Source organism: Gracilibacillus sp. HCP3S3_G5_2, from assembly GCF_052063305.1.
Classification (GTDB): Bacteria; Bacillota; Bacilli; order Bacillales; family Amphibacillaceae; genus Gracilibacillus.
The window spans coordinates 144,920-158,694 of sequence record NZ_JBQHXU010000008.1 but is presented as its reverse complement, the minus strand read 5'-3'; the positions used below and the strand labels follow the sequence as shown (position 1 = coordinate 158,694).

The 13,775-nt window shown below is 34.9% G+C and carries 16 protein-coding genes; all 16 read left to right on the top strand.

All coding sequences use genetic code 11. The annotated features are described in order from the left end of the window. Positions 1–79: 79 nt before the first annotated feature. Positions 80–658, top strand: coding sequence for a DUF1405 domain-containing protein (locus ACTNEP_RS13315; RefSeq protein WP_441162506.1), 579 nt, complete (start codon positions 80–82; stop codon positions 656–658). A gap of 92 nt (positions 659–750) precedes the next feature. Further along, positions 751–1,467 carry a sporulation protein YpjB gene (locus tag ACTNEP_RS13310; RefSeq protein WP_441162505.1) on the top strand — a complete coding sequence of 239 codons (717 nt, stop codon included), beginning with the start codon at positions 751–753 and terminating at the stop codon, positions 1,465–1,467. Between the two features lie 77 nt (positions 1,468–1,544). Beyond that, on the top strand, positions 1,545–2,222 hold the full coding sequence (locus ACTNEP_RS13305) for a zinc metallopeptidase (RefSeq protein ID WP_441162504.1): 678 nt from the start codon (positions 1,545–1,547) through the stop codon (positions 2,220–2,222). A 70-nt stretch (positions 2,223–2,292) separates the two neighbouring features. Then, complete coding sequence (locus ACTNEP_RS13300) at positions 2,293–2,643, top strand: nucleotide pyrophosphohydrolase (RefSeq protein WP_441162503.1); 351 nt, start codon at positions 2,293–2,295, stop codon at positions 2,641–2,643. Further along, positions 2,636–3,436 (top strand): 4-hydroxy-tetrahydrodipicolinate reductase, encoded by an 801-nt coding sequence (gene dapB, locus ACTNEP_RS13295; protein ID WP_441162502.1) that lies wholly within the window; start codon positions 2,636–2,638, stop codon positions 3,434–3,436. Before ACTNEP_RS13300 ends, dapB begins: the two co-directional genes overlap by 8 nt. Before the next feature lie 12 nt (positions 3,437–3,448). Further along, a complete protein-coding gene (gene mgsA / locus ACTNEP_RS13290) occupies positions 3,449–3,838 on the top strand; it encodes a methylglyoxal synthase (RefSeq protein ID WP_441162501.1) in 390 nt (129 codons plus the stop codon). 31 nt (positions 3,839–3,869) lie between these two features. Next, a complete protein-coding gene (bshA, locus tag ACTNEP_RS13285; protein ID WP_441162500.1) occupies positions 3,870–4,994 on the top strand; it encodes an N-acetyl-alpha-D-glucosaminyl L-malate synthase BshA in 1,125 nt (374 codons plus the stop codon). A gap of 1 nt (position 4,995) precedes the next feature. Further along, a complete protein-coding gene (locus tag ACTNEP_RS13280) occupies positions 4,996–6,183 on the top strand; it encodes a CCA tRNA nucleotidyltransferase (protein WP_441162604.1) in 1,188 nt (395 codons plus the stop codon). After that, the gene (locus tag ACTNEP_RS13275; protein WP_441162499.1) at positions 6,170–7,147 is read left to right on the top strand and encodes a biotin--[acetyl-CoA-carboxylase] ligase; all 978 of its coding nucleotides are present in this window, start codon (positions 6,170–6,172) and stop codon (positions 7,145–7,147) included. Before ACTNEP_RS13280 ends, ACTNEP_RS13275 begins: the two co-directional genes overlap by 14 nt. Before the next feature lie 12 nt (positions 7,148–7,159). Next, positions 7,160–7,996, top strand: a complete 837-nt coding sequence (gene panB, locus ACTNEP_RS13270) for a 3-methyl-2-oxobutanoate hydroxymethyltransferase (RefSeq protein WP_441162498.1) — start codon at positions 7,160–7,162, stop codon at positions 7,994–7,996. A 2-nt stretch (positions 7,997–7,998) separates the two neighbouring features. Continuing rightward, positions 7,999–8,871, top strand: a complete 873-nt coding sequence (panC, locus tag ACTNEP_RS13265; RefSeq protein ID WP_441162497.1) for a pantoate--beta-alanine ligase — start codon at positions 7,999–8,001, stop codon at positions 8,869–8,871. A gap of 11 nt (positions 8,872–8,882) precedes the next feature. Then, the gene (gene panD, locus ACTNEP_RS13260; protein ID WP_441162496.1) at positions 8,883–9,269 is read left to right on the top strand and encodes an aspartate 1-decarboxylase; all 387 of its coding nucleotides are present in this window, start codon (positions 8,883–8,885) and stop codon (positions 9,267–9,269) included. A gap of 172 nt (positions 9,270–9,441) precedes the next feature. Then, positions 9,442–12,084 (top strand): ATP-dependent DNA helicase DinG, encoded by a 2,643-nt coding sequence (gene dinG, locus ACTNEP_RS13255; RefSeq protein WP_441162495.1) that lies wholly within the window; start codon positions 9,442–9,444, stop codon positions 12,082–12,084. A 70-nt stretch (positions 12,085–12,154) separates the two neighbouring features. Then, complete coding sequence (locus tag ACTNEP_RS13250; protein WP_441162494.1) at positions 12,155–12,949, top strand: ComEC/Rec2 family competence protein; 795 nt, start codon at positions 12,155–12,157, stop codon at positions 12,947–12,949. 111 nt (positions 12,950–13,060) lie between these two features. Continuing rightward, entirely contained in the window at positions 13,061–13,276 is a 216-nt protein-coding gene (locus tag ACTNEP_RS13245) for a YpmA family protein (RefSeq protein ID WP_441162493.1), read from the top strand. After that, positions 13,239–13,769 (top strand): cell wall elongation regulator TseB-like domain-containing protein, encoded by a 531-nt coding sequence (locus tag ACTNEP_RS13240; protein ID WP_441162492.1) that lies wholly within the window; start codon positions 13,239–13,241, stop codon positions 13,767–13,769. Before ACTNEP_RS13245 ends, ACTNEP_RS13240 begins: the two co-directional genes overlap by 38 nt. Positions 13,770–13,775 lie beyond the last annotated feature (6 nt).

The following is a 13,775-nucleotide window of genomic DNA, read 5'->3' as shown; positions in this document are numbered from 1 at the left end:
CATGGTGCTAAATGTCTGTAAAACCCCCACTGATCATCGTCTCACTTTATACATCGTTAAAATAGAGAGGAAATTTATTATGCTGCAAAAAATAGTGTACCATCCTTATTTTATTGCTCTTTTATTTATTGTAAATTTAGTCGGAACTATCTATGGTTATTTCTGGTATGGGAACCAGTTAAGAGATACACCCATTCAGTTTCTTGCTTTTGTACCTGACAGTCCAACAGCAAGTTTGTTTTTCACTGTATTTTTGTTCTTTATTTTAAAAGGAAAAAGTGTACCTGTTATTGAAGCTTTAGCATTTACGTCACTTGTAAAATACGGAGTATGGGCAGTTGTAATGAATCTTCTGACACTCTACATAAATGGGGATTTAAGCTGGCAAGGTTATATGTTGATTGCTTCTCACGGTGCGATGGCAATTCAAGCCTTTTTGTATGCCCCTCTATATAATATTAAATTGAAGCATTTAGCGATTGCAGCAGTTTGGTTACTACATAATGAATTGATTGACTATGTGTATGGTATGATGCCAGTTTATGGAAGCTTAACTGAATATCAACAGCATATTGGCTACCTTACTTTTTGGTTATCGATTATAACTATCTTTACCGTTTATCAGATATCGGTAAAGAAAAACATAAGAGAATTATAGAATCATTTTGATTGATTGGTTTTCATTCGAATGCATAACTAGACAGGGTCTTTCATACATTTTAGAAAAGAAAGATGGGAGAAGGGGTAGTTGTGCGAATTCTATATTTTTTTTCGTTTTTTTTCACCTTCATACTAATACAAGCTTTTTATTCATTCGATCTTTCAGCTCAAAGTGATGATCATTATATGTATACCTTTGAACGACTTGTTCAAGAGCAGCGCTATCATGTGGCGGAACAACTTATCGAAAATAATCAAATAACTATTTTGGAGAGAGTTGCCGAAGAAAAAGCTACATACGAACCGATAATGAGAGAATACCTTGAGAATTGTCTAAAAACACTTCGAGATGACCAAGCAACAGCTTCTGATAAATCTTTAGCAGCTCAACAGACGATAATTTTATGGGATGCTATGACATCAGAGGATGCGCCTTTATGGACAACTTGGAAAACTGAATTAGAACAAAAGATGAATAAGCTTCTCGAGCAAAAAGAGGTTAATCAAGCTGAAATGGAGGAGGTTATTTACTACGTGGAAGCAATCTCTCCGGTTGTTAAATTACACTTAAATGACAAACAATATCAAGATTATCAAAATTCCATACACTTACTAATTAATAATGAACCATCTTATGATAATATCGTATTAGAGGAAACCTTTTCACAAATATCAAAGCTTAATATCGATACGATGAATAATGCAAATGCCCATTACACAAAGTGGTTGATATTTATCGTATTCGGTTTTATTTTCCTGAGTTTATCTTATGTTGCCTGGGCAAAATACAGAGGAGAATCTACGTAATCTTTTTAATTGACATAATGTTATTGTTTGACTAAAATTGACCTTAGAAAGATGTTTGATAATGGAGGAATGAAAAAATGTTCGGGTATTTAATTTATATTGCTATTTTAATTCTGGTCCCACTCTGGGCACAGTCTAAAGTGAAAAACACGTATAAAAAATATTCGCAAGTAATGAATTCAAATATGGTAACAGGGGCGCAAGTTGCAAGAAAAATCTTAGACGATAATGGCTTGTATCATGTATCGATTGAAGAAACAAAAGGTGTGTTATCTGATCATTATGATCCTCGAAAGAAAGTTGTACGTCTATCCAGTAATAATTACCATGGCTATTCTGCAGCTGCCGCAGCGATCGCTGCTCATGAGGTAGGTCATGCTATCCAGGATGCAGAAGCCTATGCCTTCTTACGCTTTCGTCATGCACTAGTTCCGATCGCTGGGCTAGGAGACAGAATGTCGTTTATCTTTATACTTGCAGGTATATTCCTTGGACTAATGGATTTGGTTCTTGTAGGGGTAATTTTCATGTCATTCGCAGTATTGTTCCAGCTTGTCACATTACCAGTTGAATTTGATGCATCTAATCGTGCAATGAGTCAACTCGTCTCTTCAGGAATTATCCGTAATAATGAAGAGCGACAAACGAAAAAAGTTTTAAATGCAGCTGCTTTAACATATGTTGCAGCAGCACTAGTTGCGGTGGCAGAGTTGATTCGCTTTGCTTCGATGTTTTTACTTGCAAATAATGATTAAGATTAAATATGATGAAAGACAGATGTATTTTATACATCTGTCTTTTTACTTTATCTCTGGAGGGTGTTAAATGTATAATAAAGAAAGTATGCAAGATATGCAAAATAGAGTGGATCAATACATTTCACAGTTTAAAGAAGGGTACTTTTCTCCACTAAGTATGCTTGCCCGCTTTACAGAAGAAATTGGTGAATTAGCACGTGAAGTGAACCATCATTATGGGGAAAAACCTAAAAAGAGTTCTGAAGATGATAATACCATTGAGGCTGAACTCGGTGATCTTCTCTTTGTAATGATTTGTTTCGCTAATTCACAAAATATTAGTTTAACTGAAGCTTTTGAAAAAACAATGCAGAAAATTGAATCACGGGACAAAGACCGTTGGACAAGAATAGAGAAACAGGAGGATAACAATGACTAAAGTAAAAGTAATTGTAGCTGGCCCCAGAGGGAAGATGGGCAGTGAAGCTTTAAGAATGATAGAGCAACAAGCAGACCTGGAATTAGTTGCTTGTTTAGATCATAAATTTGAAGGTAAACGAATTAAAGAGTTTGACGAGTTGCCAAATTTTGATGCTACTATCTATACCGATATCGAAACATGTTTTCAATCTGTAGAAGCAGACGTATTAGTCGATCTGACTACACCAGAATTTGGGTACATACATACAAAGACAGCGATAAATTATGGAATAAGACCAGTTGTCGGAACAACTGGGTTTACAGAAGAACAATTAGAAGAGCTTACCGATTTAGCAGAAGAGAAAGAGATCGGTGTGATCATTGCACCAAATTTTGCTTTAGGTGCGGTACTGATGATGCAATTTGCGAAATGGGCAGCAAAATACTTTCCAGATGTAGAAATTATTGAGAAACACCATGATAATAAATTAGATGCCCCATCTGGAACAGCAGTAAAGACAGCTTCCTTAATAAAAGAAGTAAGAGAAGCAAAAATACAGGGACATCCCGAGGAAAAAGAAACAATTCCAGGTGCAAGAGGTGCAGATGTGGATGGTATGAAGATCCATAGCATGCGCTTGCCAGGACTTGTCGCACACCAGGAAGTAATCTTCGGTTCCACAGGAGAAAACCTTACAATAAAACATGATTCATTTCATCGTCAGTCCTTTATGACCGGGGTAAAACTAGCAATTGATCAAGTAATGAAGCTAGATATTTTAGTTTATGGATTAGAAAATATACTTGAATAGGGAGAGAGACGAATGAATATAGCTTTAATAGCACACGACAAGAAGAAAACGGATATGGTAAATTTCACAGTGGCTTATACAACCATTTTAAAAAATCATACTCTTTATGCAACGGGTACTACTGGCAAAAAAATTAACGAAGCAACAGGTTTAACTATCCAACGTTTTGAATCGGGCCCTTTAGGTGGAGATCAGCAAATAGGTGCAAAAATAGCCACTAATGAAATTGATCTGGTCATTTTTTTCCGTGATCCGTTAACAGCACAGCCTCATGAGCCAGATATTAGTGCTTTGATGCGCTTATGTGACGTTTATCAAATTCCTCTCGTTACAAACTTAGGTGGGGCAGAGGTTATGATAAGAGCGCTTGACGCAGGCTTTTTTGAATGGCGCAATCTATAGTCATAAAATTTAGAATAGGTGGGGTTGCCACATGCTAAAAATAGGCATTATTTGTTACCCATCAGTGGGTGGATCGGGAATAATAGCCACTGAGCTAGGAAAAATGCTTGCAAAACAAGGACATGAAATTCATTTTATTACATCTAGTGTTCCATTTCGTTTGAACTCATTTAATCCTAATATATATTTTCATGAAGTAGAGTTAAATCATTATCCTGTTTTTCAATATCCACCTTACGATTTAGCTTTGGCAACGAAAGTAGCAGAAGTCATTGATACGAAACAATTAGATATTATTCATGCCCATTATGCAGTACCACATGCTATTTGTGCTATTTTAGCTAAACAGATGGCACAGCATCCGGTCAAAATTGTTACCACTCTGCATGGAACAGATATTACGATTCTTGGTATTGACCATAGCTTGAAAAAAATGATCCAATTTGGAATTGAACATTCTGATGCTATTACAGCTGTCTCACATAGTCTGGTCAACCAAACAAAAGAAATGTTAGAGATCAGGCGCCCTATTCATGTCATCTATAACTTTGTTAATGAACAGGAGTATCAAGCACAAAATAAAACGGAGTTGAAGGAAAAGTGTGGAATCCATCAAGATGAGAAAGTATTAATCCATATTTCAAACTTCCGTAAAGTGAAGAGATTAGAAGATGTGATTTATACCTTTGCAAGAGTACATAAAAAAGTCCCTTCTAAACTTCTGTTAATTGGAGATGGCCCTGAATATGGAAGAATCTACGACCTTGTCCAAGAATTACAATTGGAAAATGCTGTTCAATTTCTTGGCAAACAAAAAAATATCCCTTCTTTACTTTCGATGGCAGATATTAAACTGTTGTTATCTGAAAAAGAAAGCTTTGGGTTAGTTTTATTAGAAGCAATGGCTTGTGGTGTACCTTGTATTGGTTCCAATGTTGGTGGAATACCAGAAGTGATCAATGATGGTGTAACTGGTTATGTCGAAGAGGTTGGAAATATCGAGGCATTTGCAGCGAGAACAATAGAACTGCTAAACGACTCTGCGAAGTGGCAAAATTTCTCTATTAATGCCCAAAACAGAGTACTACAGCATTTTTCTTCAGACAACATTAAGAAGCAATATGAAGATGTCTATGCAGAAGTGTTAGGTGAATAAAATGGTATTTGATCTATTTAATTTAGCACAGCAAGTTGTCCAAAAGATACAAGAACAAGGATTCCAAGCTTATATTGTAGGTGGAGCAGTTAGGGATTCGATATTAGGAAGAAATGTAGAAGATATAGATATTACTACATCTGCATATCCGGAACAAATTCAGGATATATTTCTGAAAGTTATTCCTACCGGTATCGAACATGGTACTGTCATAGTACGTTATCATGGTGTATCTTTTGAGGTGACGACTTTTCGAAGTGAATCAGGCTACAGTGATTTCAGAAGGCCCGATAATGTTGATTTTGTCTCAGACTTAAAGGAAGATCTTGCGAGAAGAGATTTTACCATGAATGCAATCGCAATGGATCAATCATTACAATTGATTGACCCCTATCACGGTCAGCATGATATTCATAATAAGTTAATTCGTACAGTTGGAAATGCAAGCGAACGGTTTTTAGAGGATCCGTTAAGAATGATGCGAGCAATTCGTTTTCAAGGGCAATTAGGTTTTGCATTAGACCATGAAGCGTTACATGCTATTACTGATAACAGAAAATGGTTAGAAAAGATTGCAGTCGAAAGAATTTCCATTGAATGGGAAAAAACGTTAAAAGGAACCTATTTTAATCAAGCAAAACAATCTTTATTCCACACCAATATCATTAACCATTTACCGATTTTTTCTGAAAATAAGACTATACAAAAAGTGTTTGAGGGAATAAATAGCTCCTTGCCAGGTTTTGCAGCTTTTATCGCGTATATGAACCTAAACGTTTCAGATGTAACAGTATCTACCTGGATAAGAGAATGGAAATTATCCAACCGAATAAAAAAAGATAGTCATCTGTTGATACAACTTATGCAAGATTATGCTAAAGAACCGATAGAATGGATTATATATCGTCTGCCTGAAAACTTAGTGGAAGCCTTCTCTAGTTTATGTTTATTGCTTCACAATAAAAGAATTAAAAGTGAAGAAATCATAACAATTAAACAAAGCTTGATTATCCAAAACAGAGAGGAATTAGTGATTAATGGGAACGATATTATTTCCTTTTTTCCAGATTGTAAGAAAGGACCCTGGATACAAGAAATGCTAGTGGAAACGGAGAAGGCTGTTGTTTCAAAGAAAATAAAGAATGATATAAATGAGATAAGAGAGTGGTTACAATATGACAACAAATAAACGCCACGAATTAATTGCTATTTTAGCCGAACAAGATAATCAATACATTTCTGGACAAGCTTTATCAGAGAAATTGGAAGTTTCACGTACCGCAATATGGAAACACATCAATGAATTAAAAAAAGATGGTTATCAATTTGAATCGGTTCCAAAGAAAGGGTACCGATTAATAGCCAAACCAAAAAAGCTCAATGAAAGCACGATAAAATGGGGATTAAATACAAAGTGGCTTGGTAGACGTATTGAGTTTAGACAAGAAGTGGCATCTACACAAGATTTAGCTCATGAATTGGCTAGAAAAGGTGCAGAACATGGTACCATTGTGACTGCCAATCGACAGTTGTCAGGTCGTGGACGAATGGATCGGAGTTGGGTATCTGATCACGACGGCGGAATATGGATGAGCCTCATCCTTCGTCCTAATATACCCCCACACCAAGCATCACAGATGACCTTGTTTGTTGCAGTAACCTTGGTAGAAACACTGGAGCGCATAACAGGGCTAAAAATTCAAATTAAATGGCCAAATGATTTATTTATAAAGGATAAGAAAATTTCGGGTATTTTAACAGAAATGCAAGCAGAATTAGAAGCTATTCAATATTTAATCATTGGCTTCGGTATTAATGTCAACCAATCCATTGAAGATTTTCCGGAAGACCTTGAAAAAAAATCTACTTCGCTCAACATTGAAGCTGGACAGGATTGGAATAGGCTGGAAATTATTCAAGAGGTTTTGCGTGATTTCGAGACCGCTTATGAAACATATCTAGCTACAGGCTTTGAACCAATTAAAGAAAAATGGTTAGCACATGCATATAAATTAAATGAAAAAATTCATGTTAAAACAACAAAAGAAGAGTATATTGCGACGGTGAAAGGCATCACAGATGATGGTGCACTGATTATTCTCAACGATAATAGTGTGGAAAAAATTATTTACAGTGCAGAAATTAAATGGTGAGGGTGTATAAGGGTGAAGAAAACGATTCAATTTCAAAAAATGAAACAAAACGGCGAGAAAATTTCCATGGTTACTGCATATGATTATCCTGCTGCAAAATTAGCAGAAGAAGCAGAGGTTGACATGATTTTAGTGGGTGATTCGTTAGGGATGGTTGTATTAGGTTATAACTCAACGATTGAAGTTACGGTAGACGACATGATCCATCATGGTAAAGCTGTTACTCGTGGTGCATCTAATACATTTACTGTTGTAGATATGCCATTTATGTCTTATCATCTATCATTAGAGAAAGCAATGGAAAATGCACAAAAAATTATGCAACAAACGAATGCCCAAGCCCTTAAAGTCGAAGGAGCGTCTGAAGATACGATAAAACTTATTCAAAAACTGACTGAAGCTGGAGTCCCTGTAGTCGGTCATTTAGGATTAACTCCGCAATCAGTAAATGTATTAGGCGGATATCGTATCCAAGGCAAAGACAGAGTTACAGCTGAACAGTTAATTGCAGATGCAAAAAATATTGAAGGTAGTGGGGCATTCAGTGTTGTATTAGAATGTGTGCCAGATCGATTAGCAAAGCACATAACTAATCATATATCGATCCCTACTATTGGTATTGGGGCTGGTAAAGATTGTGACGGGCAAGTTCTAGTTTATCATGACATTCTTCAATATGGAGTAGGGTTCAAACCTTCCTTCGTAAAAGTCTATCGTGAAGTTGGAAGTGAAATTAAAAACGCTATTCAACAGTATCATCAGCAAGTTAAGGCAGGAGAATTCCCAGATGAAGAGCATACGTTTAGAATGGATGAGCAACTTGCGAATGATCTGAATTTGGAGGAATAGATGTGAAAATAGTACGTACTGTTAACGAATTAGTATCCATTACAAATACGTTAAAAGAGAATAATAATACAATCGGTTTTGTACCTACTATGGGTTATTTACATGAAGGTCATACTACACTTATGGATGAGAGTAAAAAATATGTGGACGTATTAATTGCTAGTATATTTGTCAATCCCCTGCAATTCGGTCCTGATGAAGACTTCGAACGTTATCCAAGGGATGCAGAACGGGATCAGAAAATCGCAGAAGAACACCGAGTAGACATTCTGTTTATGCCTCCTGTTGAGGAAATGTATCCTCAAGAAGCTACTGTTACTATCCAAGTTAAGAAACGAACAGATGTGCTTTGTGGAAACAGCAGACCAGGACATTTCGATGGTGTTGCTACTGTATTAACCAAGCTTTTTCATATGACAAAAGCTGATTTTGCCTTTTTTGGTCTTAAAGATGCACAGCAAGTAGCGGTTGTTAAAGGACTTATTGATGATTTTAATTTTTCTACAAAGTTGATTGCTGTGCCGACAGTTAGAGAAGCAGATGGTTTAGCCAAGAGCAGTCGTAATGTCTACCTCTCCAAACAAGAAAGAGAAGAGGCGAACCATTTATATAAAGCATTAAAATTTGGTCAACAATTAATTATTGACGGTGAAAAAAATCCTGTTATGATTATAGAGAAAGTAAAAAAATATATAGAGGCACATACAAACGGTGAAATTGATTATGTTGATCTATTATCATTTCCTACTCTAAAGAAAGTGGATTATATTGACCAACAAATAATTATTGCCGTCGCTGTTCAATTTACAAAAGCAAGACTAATTGACAATATTATTGTAAGTGAGAACGGGACTGTACCTAAAGCAATTGTTTAGGGGGAACAATGATGTTACGTACCATGATGAAATCGAAAATTCATCGAGCACGTGTAACAGAGGCGAACTTAAATTATGTAGGTAGTATTACAATTGATGAAGATATTTTAGATAAAGTAGGTATTTTACCGCATGAAAAAGTGCAAATTGTAAACAACAATAATGGAGCACGATTAGAAACATATGTGATTGCTGGAGAAAGAGGCAGTAAAGTAGTTTGTTTAAATGGTGCAGCTGCTCGTCTGGTTCAGCCTGAAGATATTATTATTATTGTTTCTTATGGTATTTTATCTGATGAAGAGTTAAAAGAATTTAAACCAAAAGTGGCTGTAATGGATGAAAATAATAATATAAAAGAGATTATTGAGCAAGAACCACCATTATCAAGCCTTAAATGACTACAAACTCTTATCCACAATGATAAGAGTTTGTTTTTTACAGTTTTATCAGATTCCAATCAGTTACTTAAAGGATGGAATAGAAGAGTATCAGTTTAAATATATAAAAGCATGTACCGTTTGACAACAAACTACGAATTTTATTGAATTATCAAGAATCGGGGATGGTCTTTTGCAAAAATTTGTTGTAATAGATGTGGAAACTACTGGGCAATCGGCATCAAAGGGTGACCGTATTATAGAGATTGCCTTAGTAGTCATTGAAAACAACCAAATAACAGAACAGTATAATCAATTAATTAATCCCGAACAGCCTATTCCAACTTTTATCTCTCAATTAACATCGATAACGGATGCTGATGTAAAATCACAACCGGTCTTTGACGAAATCGTACCAGAGTTTAAATATTTATTAGATAATGCCATTTTAGTTGCGCACAATGTTCCTTTTGATTTAACTTTTCTGAATGAGGAACTAGAACGAGTTGGTGAACAAAAAATTCAACCTTATGTGGTGGATACGGTTGAACTGGCACGAATTTTATTGCCCAAAGCACCCAGTTATAAATTAAATGAATTAGCTGAATATTTAAAGATTAGTCATGATAATCCACATAGAGCAATTTCTGATGCCCTAGTAACGGCAGATCTATTGATATTACTTATGAATAAATTTCAATCCTTGCCCAAAAATGTTATTGATCAGCTGTTATCCATTTCTCAACCGTTACGTACAGATTTCTATAGATTATGTGAGACACTAGAATTTAATGCTATTCGAACGGATCTAGAGGAAGTTAGAGGTTTCGCAATAAAGAAACAAGCTGAAACAAGTATTGTAGAGACAAGGATCCCATATGACTTCTCCAAATACTTGGATGAAATGTATGAAGAAAATGGCAAACTAGTTCAAGTCTTTGAACGCTATGAAAAACGAAAAGCTCAAGTAATAATTAGTGAGAAGGTTTATGATCATTTTCGAATGAAGGAGCATGCTCTCATTGAAGCAGAGACAGGACTTGGTAAAACTATTGGCTATTTAATACCGGCTATTTATGAAGTGTTAAATCATCAAAATAAAGTAGTGATTAGTACTACTAATACGAATTTACAATCACAATTAATTGATCAGGATTTAGCAAAGCTAGGTATACCTGTTCAAACAGCAATGATAAAAGGAAAAAACCATTATTTAAGTCTGCAAAATTTCGAGCAGTTTTTTCACGATTCAAATTATCGCTCTTATCAGGATATTTTATTAAAAGCAATGATTATCGTATGGTTAACAGAAACGACTACTGGAGATTTTGATGAAATACAATTTCCTGTAGAGAAGTATCCTATATTTTATCAAATAGTAGTAAATAATGAAAAAACAGATAACGTCTGGAAAAATTATTGCTTTTACCAGAGAATGAAAAATAAAGCAAAAAATGCTTCCATTATAGTTACCAACCATTCTTTGTTAACGATAGACATGTTAGCAGAAAAGTCCATTCTTCCTGAATATCAAAGGTTAATTATTGATGAAGCACATCAATTAGAACAAATGGCAACCAATTATCTGGGAGATTCTTTAAGTTACTTTGAGTTAACAGCCTTTTATCAACAATTGGAGAAGAGCTATGCCCATAGCGTACCATTTCAACAACAATTAGACACGGTCAAATTTGAAACAGATATGGTATTCCGTCAATTGTATCAATTTGTAAAAGGACAAAGTAAACAACAGAAGTCAGTTACAGACGTCGGACGACTAAAATCTGTCTGGAATCATAACAATCAAACAGAACTTGTTGATGGTATTTACCGGATACTGATGATGCTAACAGAATTGGCACAGCTGTTAGCAGATGAAAGAGCTGAGGATAAAACACAAATCTTATCTATCAAAGAACAGCTTCGACAGCTTTTAGTAGAAGACAACATGGAAGCTGTCACATGGCTGGAAATTGATCAACAAGGCGCTGAAAATGCGGTTTTTATTCAGCATGAACCATTTTCCGTAAAAGAAACCTTACATGAACATTTGTTTTCTAAAAGAGAATCGATTATTTTAATTAGTGCAACTTTAACGATGAATCATTCTTTTCATTACATCAAGGACAGGTTAGGGCTTGATCCAGAGAGAACAAAAGAATATATCATAGAAGATCATTTTGATTATCGTAACAATGCACAGCTTTTAATACCTAATGATCTGCCTGCCATTCAATACCCTAATAATGATGATTTTATATTTGCTATCAATGAAGCGATCATTTCAATTGCTGAAAAAACAAAGGGCAGAATGTTAATTCTATTTACCTCATATGAGATGTTACGTAAAAGTTACTATATACTAAAAGAAACGGACCTCTTAATGGAATATATGATAATTGGGCAAGGTGTCTCGACCGGTAGCAGAAATCGATTAATTAAACAATTTCAAGCGTTTGACAAATCCATTCTTTTAGGAACAAACGCTTATTGGCAGGGGATTGATATACCGGGGAATGATTTATCCTGTTTAGTAATTGTAAAGTTACCTTTTCAATCTCCGCAAGATCCTGTGTATGTGAAAAAAGCAGATTATTTTAAACATAAAGGGATGAATCCCTTTATGGAACTTGCTTTGCCGCAAGCTGTTTTGCAATTTAAACAAGGATTCGGGAGATTAATACGGAAGGATACTGATCATGGCATGATATTTGTGTTCGATGACAGAATAATGACAAAACGGTATGGTAAAACATTTATTCAATCTATTCCTGAAATACCAGTGCATTATGAAAGCATGCAAAACTTACTAAATCGTGTAAGTAAATGGTTTTGATAAACATCCGTACTTTGTGAAAACCTACCTATATCTAATATTAAATAAGTAAAAGAGGTAGGTTTCCCTGATGAAAATACGCCTGATAAGTTGTTTAATACTTTCAATTATTATTTGCTCTCCGTTACTTGCGATTACGGATGTACCGGAATTAAATACCGATGAATTAGATGTTATTTTTTTCAATGTGCCGCATGGCGAAGCAAGCTTAATAACCAATCACCACGGGCAGCATATTTTAATAAATACAGCTTCGAAACGTAGTCAAAAAAAATTATATGAGCAATTAAGCCAATTGCAAGTTGATAAAATAGAAACAATTGTGATTACGAATCAATCTGAAGAATATACAGGTAATTTATTATATTTTTTGGAACATTATCAGGTCGAAAAGTTAATTATACCTTCTAACATGAATGTTGGATTTGAAGATATTGAAATGGATACCTGGAAACTCAACGATGAATTTATATTATGGGAACAACTAAAGATATGGCCATTGGATCAAACAAAGGATGGCGATATTTCATTTTTGATGCAATTTGGTAATGAATCGATTTTATTTTTAAATGACAAAGAAACGGCCATCGAACAAAAACTAATACAAAAAACAGCCGATGTAGATATTTTAAAAGTAGCAGCTTTCGGCAGTGGCCATTCACCGTCACAAAGCTTTCTTGAACAAATTGATCCTTATATGAGTATTATTTTTCCTAGTCAAACACATAAAATTAATGAATCATTAATTGAGCGCCTAAACGCAACTTGGATTGATGTTTATTTTTTGAAACAGACAGGCACTGTCTTCGTACGCTTAAGTATGGATGATTACGAAATTCTTAGCGAAAATAGCTCAGTCAGTTGATGAAAGACCAAGTATATTTTAAATTCTACCATGTTTTCAGTTGAAAAATTAACCGAAGTCTATCAAAATGAAAAGAGGAATGTCTATATTATAAAGTAAGCAAAGTTATCCATGCTTTTCTTACGGTATTATCAGTCGGAGGTGTCTCAAATAAGCCATTCAAAAATTACCACACTGTCTACAGTACAACTTGCTTATTCAGATGATTTGTATAAAGTTGTCGACAGTTTAAATCGTACATTAAAAGAAGATAATCTTATGTTTGGATTAACTTTAAGTGAGGATAACAATGAAAAAGCAATATTTACCATTTATCGAACTCAATAAATTTTGGATTACAGTTACATTAGCTATTATCGTCATCCTGCTTGCTTTCGTTTATTTCATTAATCTTTATCAAGATGCAACAAATAGTAAGACAGAGCATTTTGACGAAGTGAGGAATTTAGCGATTGAGAACACCTCACTTGATGTCATACATAGCATTGAACGATACCATGGTGACAGGTTATACTATGTTGTAGATGGTGAAACGGACGATAATCAGGAAACGTTAATATATATGTATCAGTCAGAAGAAGAAGAATGGGAATACGACGTTTATAATAAAGAATCCTTTTATTCAGAAGAAGTGCTTTTATCAGAATGGCGAAATCGATGTGACGCCTGTGAATATTTGGGATCTGATATTGGCATAGATAACGGCTTTCCTGTTCTTGAAATTAAGTATTTTGATACTTCAGATAGACTGGTGTATGAACATGTATTATTAGAAGACAAATCACATTATCGCTTAACATTAAACCCATCATTTCAATAAGAAAGG

Excerpts from the sequence above, each read along its gene's own strand:
- ACTNEP_RS13315 (WP_441162506.1), top strand. The coding sequence starts at position 80 with ATGCTGCAAAAAATAGTGTACCATCCTTATTTTATTGCTCTTTTATTT.
- ACTNEP_RS13305 (WP_441162504.1), top strand. The coding sequence starts at position 1,545 with ATGTTCGGGTATTTAATTTATATTGCTATTTTAATTCTGGTCCCACTC.
- ACTNEP_RS13300 (WP_441162503.1), top strand. The coding sequence starts at position 2,293 with ATGTATAATAAAGAAAGTATGCAAGATATGCAAAATAGAGTGGATCAA.
- dapB (WP_441162502.1), top strand. The coding sequence starts at position 2,636 with ATGACTAAAGTAAAAGTAATTGTAGCTGGCCCCAGAGGGAAGATGGGC.
- mgsA (WP_441162501.1), top strand. The coding sequence starts at position 3,449 with ATGAATATAGCTTTAATAGCACACGACAAGAAGAAAACGGATATGGTA.
- bshA (WP_441162500.1), top strand. The coding sequence starts at position 3,870 with ATGCTAAAAATAGGCATTATTTGTTACCCATCAGTGGGTGGATCGGGA.
- ACTNEP_RS13280 (WP_441162604.1), top strand. The coding sequence starts at position 4,996 with ATGGTATTTGATCTATTTAATTTAGCACAGCAAGTTGTCCAAAAGATA.
- ACTNEP_RS13275 (WP_441162499.1), top strand. The coding sequence starts at position 6,170 with ATGACAACAAATAAACGCCACGAATTAATTGCTATTTTAGCCGAACAA.
- panD (WP_441162496.1), top strand. The coding sequence starts at position 8,883 with ATGTTACGTACCATGATGAAATCGAAAATTCATCGAGCACGTGTAACA.
- ACTNEP_RS13250 (WP_441162494.1), top strand. The coding sequence starts at position 12,155 with ATGAAAATACGCCTGATAAGTTGTTTAATACTTTCAATTATTATTTGC.
- ACTNEP_RS13245 (WP_441162493.1), top strand. The coding sequence starts at position 13,061 with ATGCTTTTCTTACGGTATTATCAGTCGGAGGTGTCTCAAATAAGCCAT.
- ACTNEP_RS13240 (WP_441162492.1), top strand. The coding sequence starts at position 13,239 with ATGAAAAAGCAATATTTACCATTTATCGAACTCAATAAATTTTGGATT.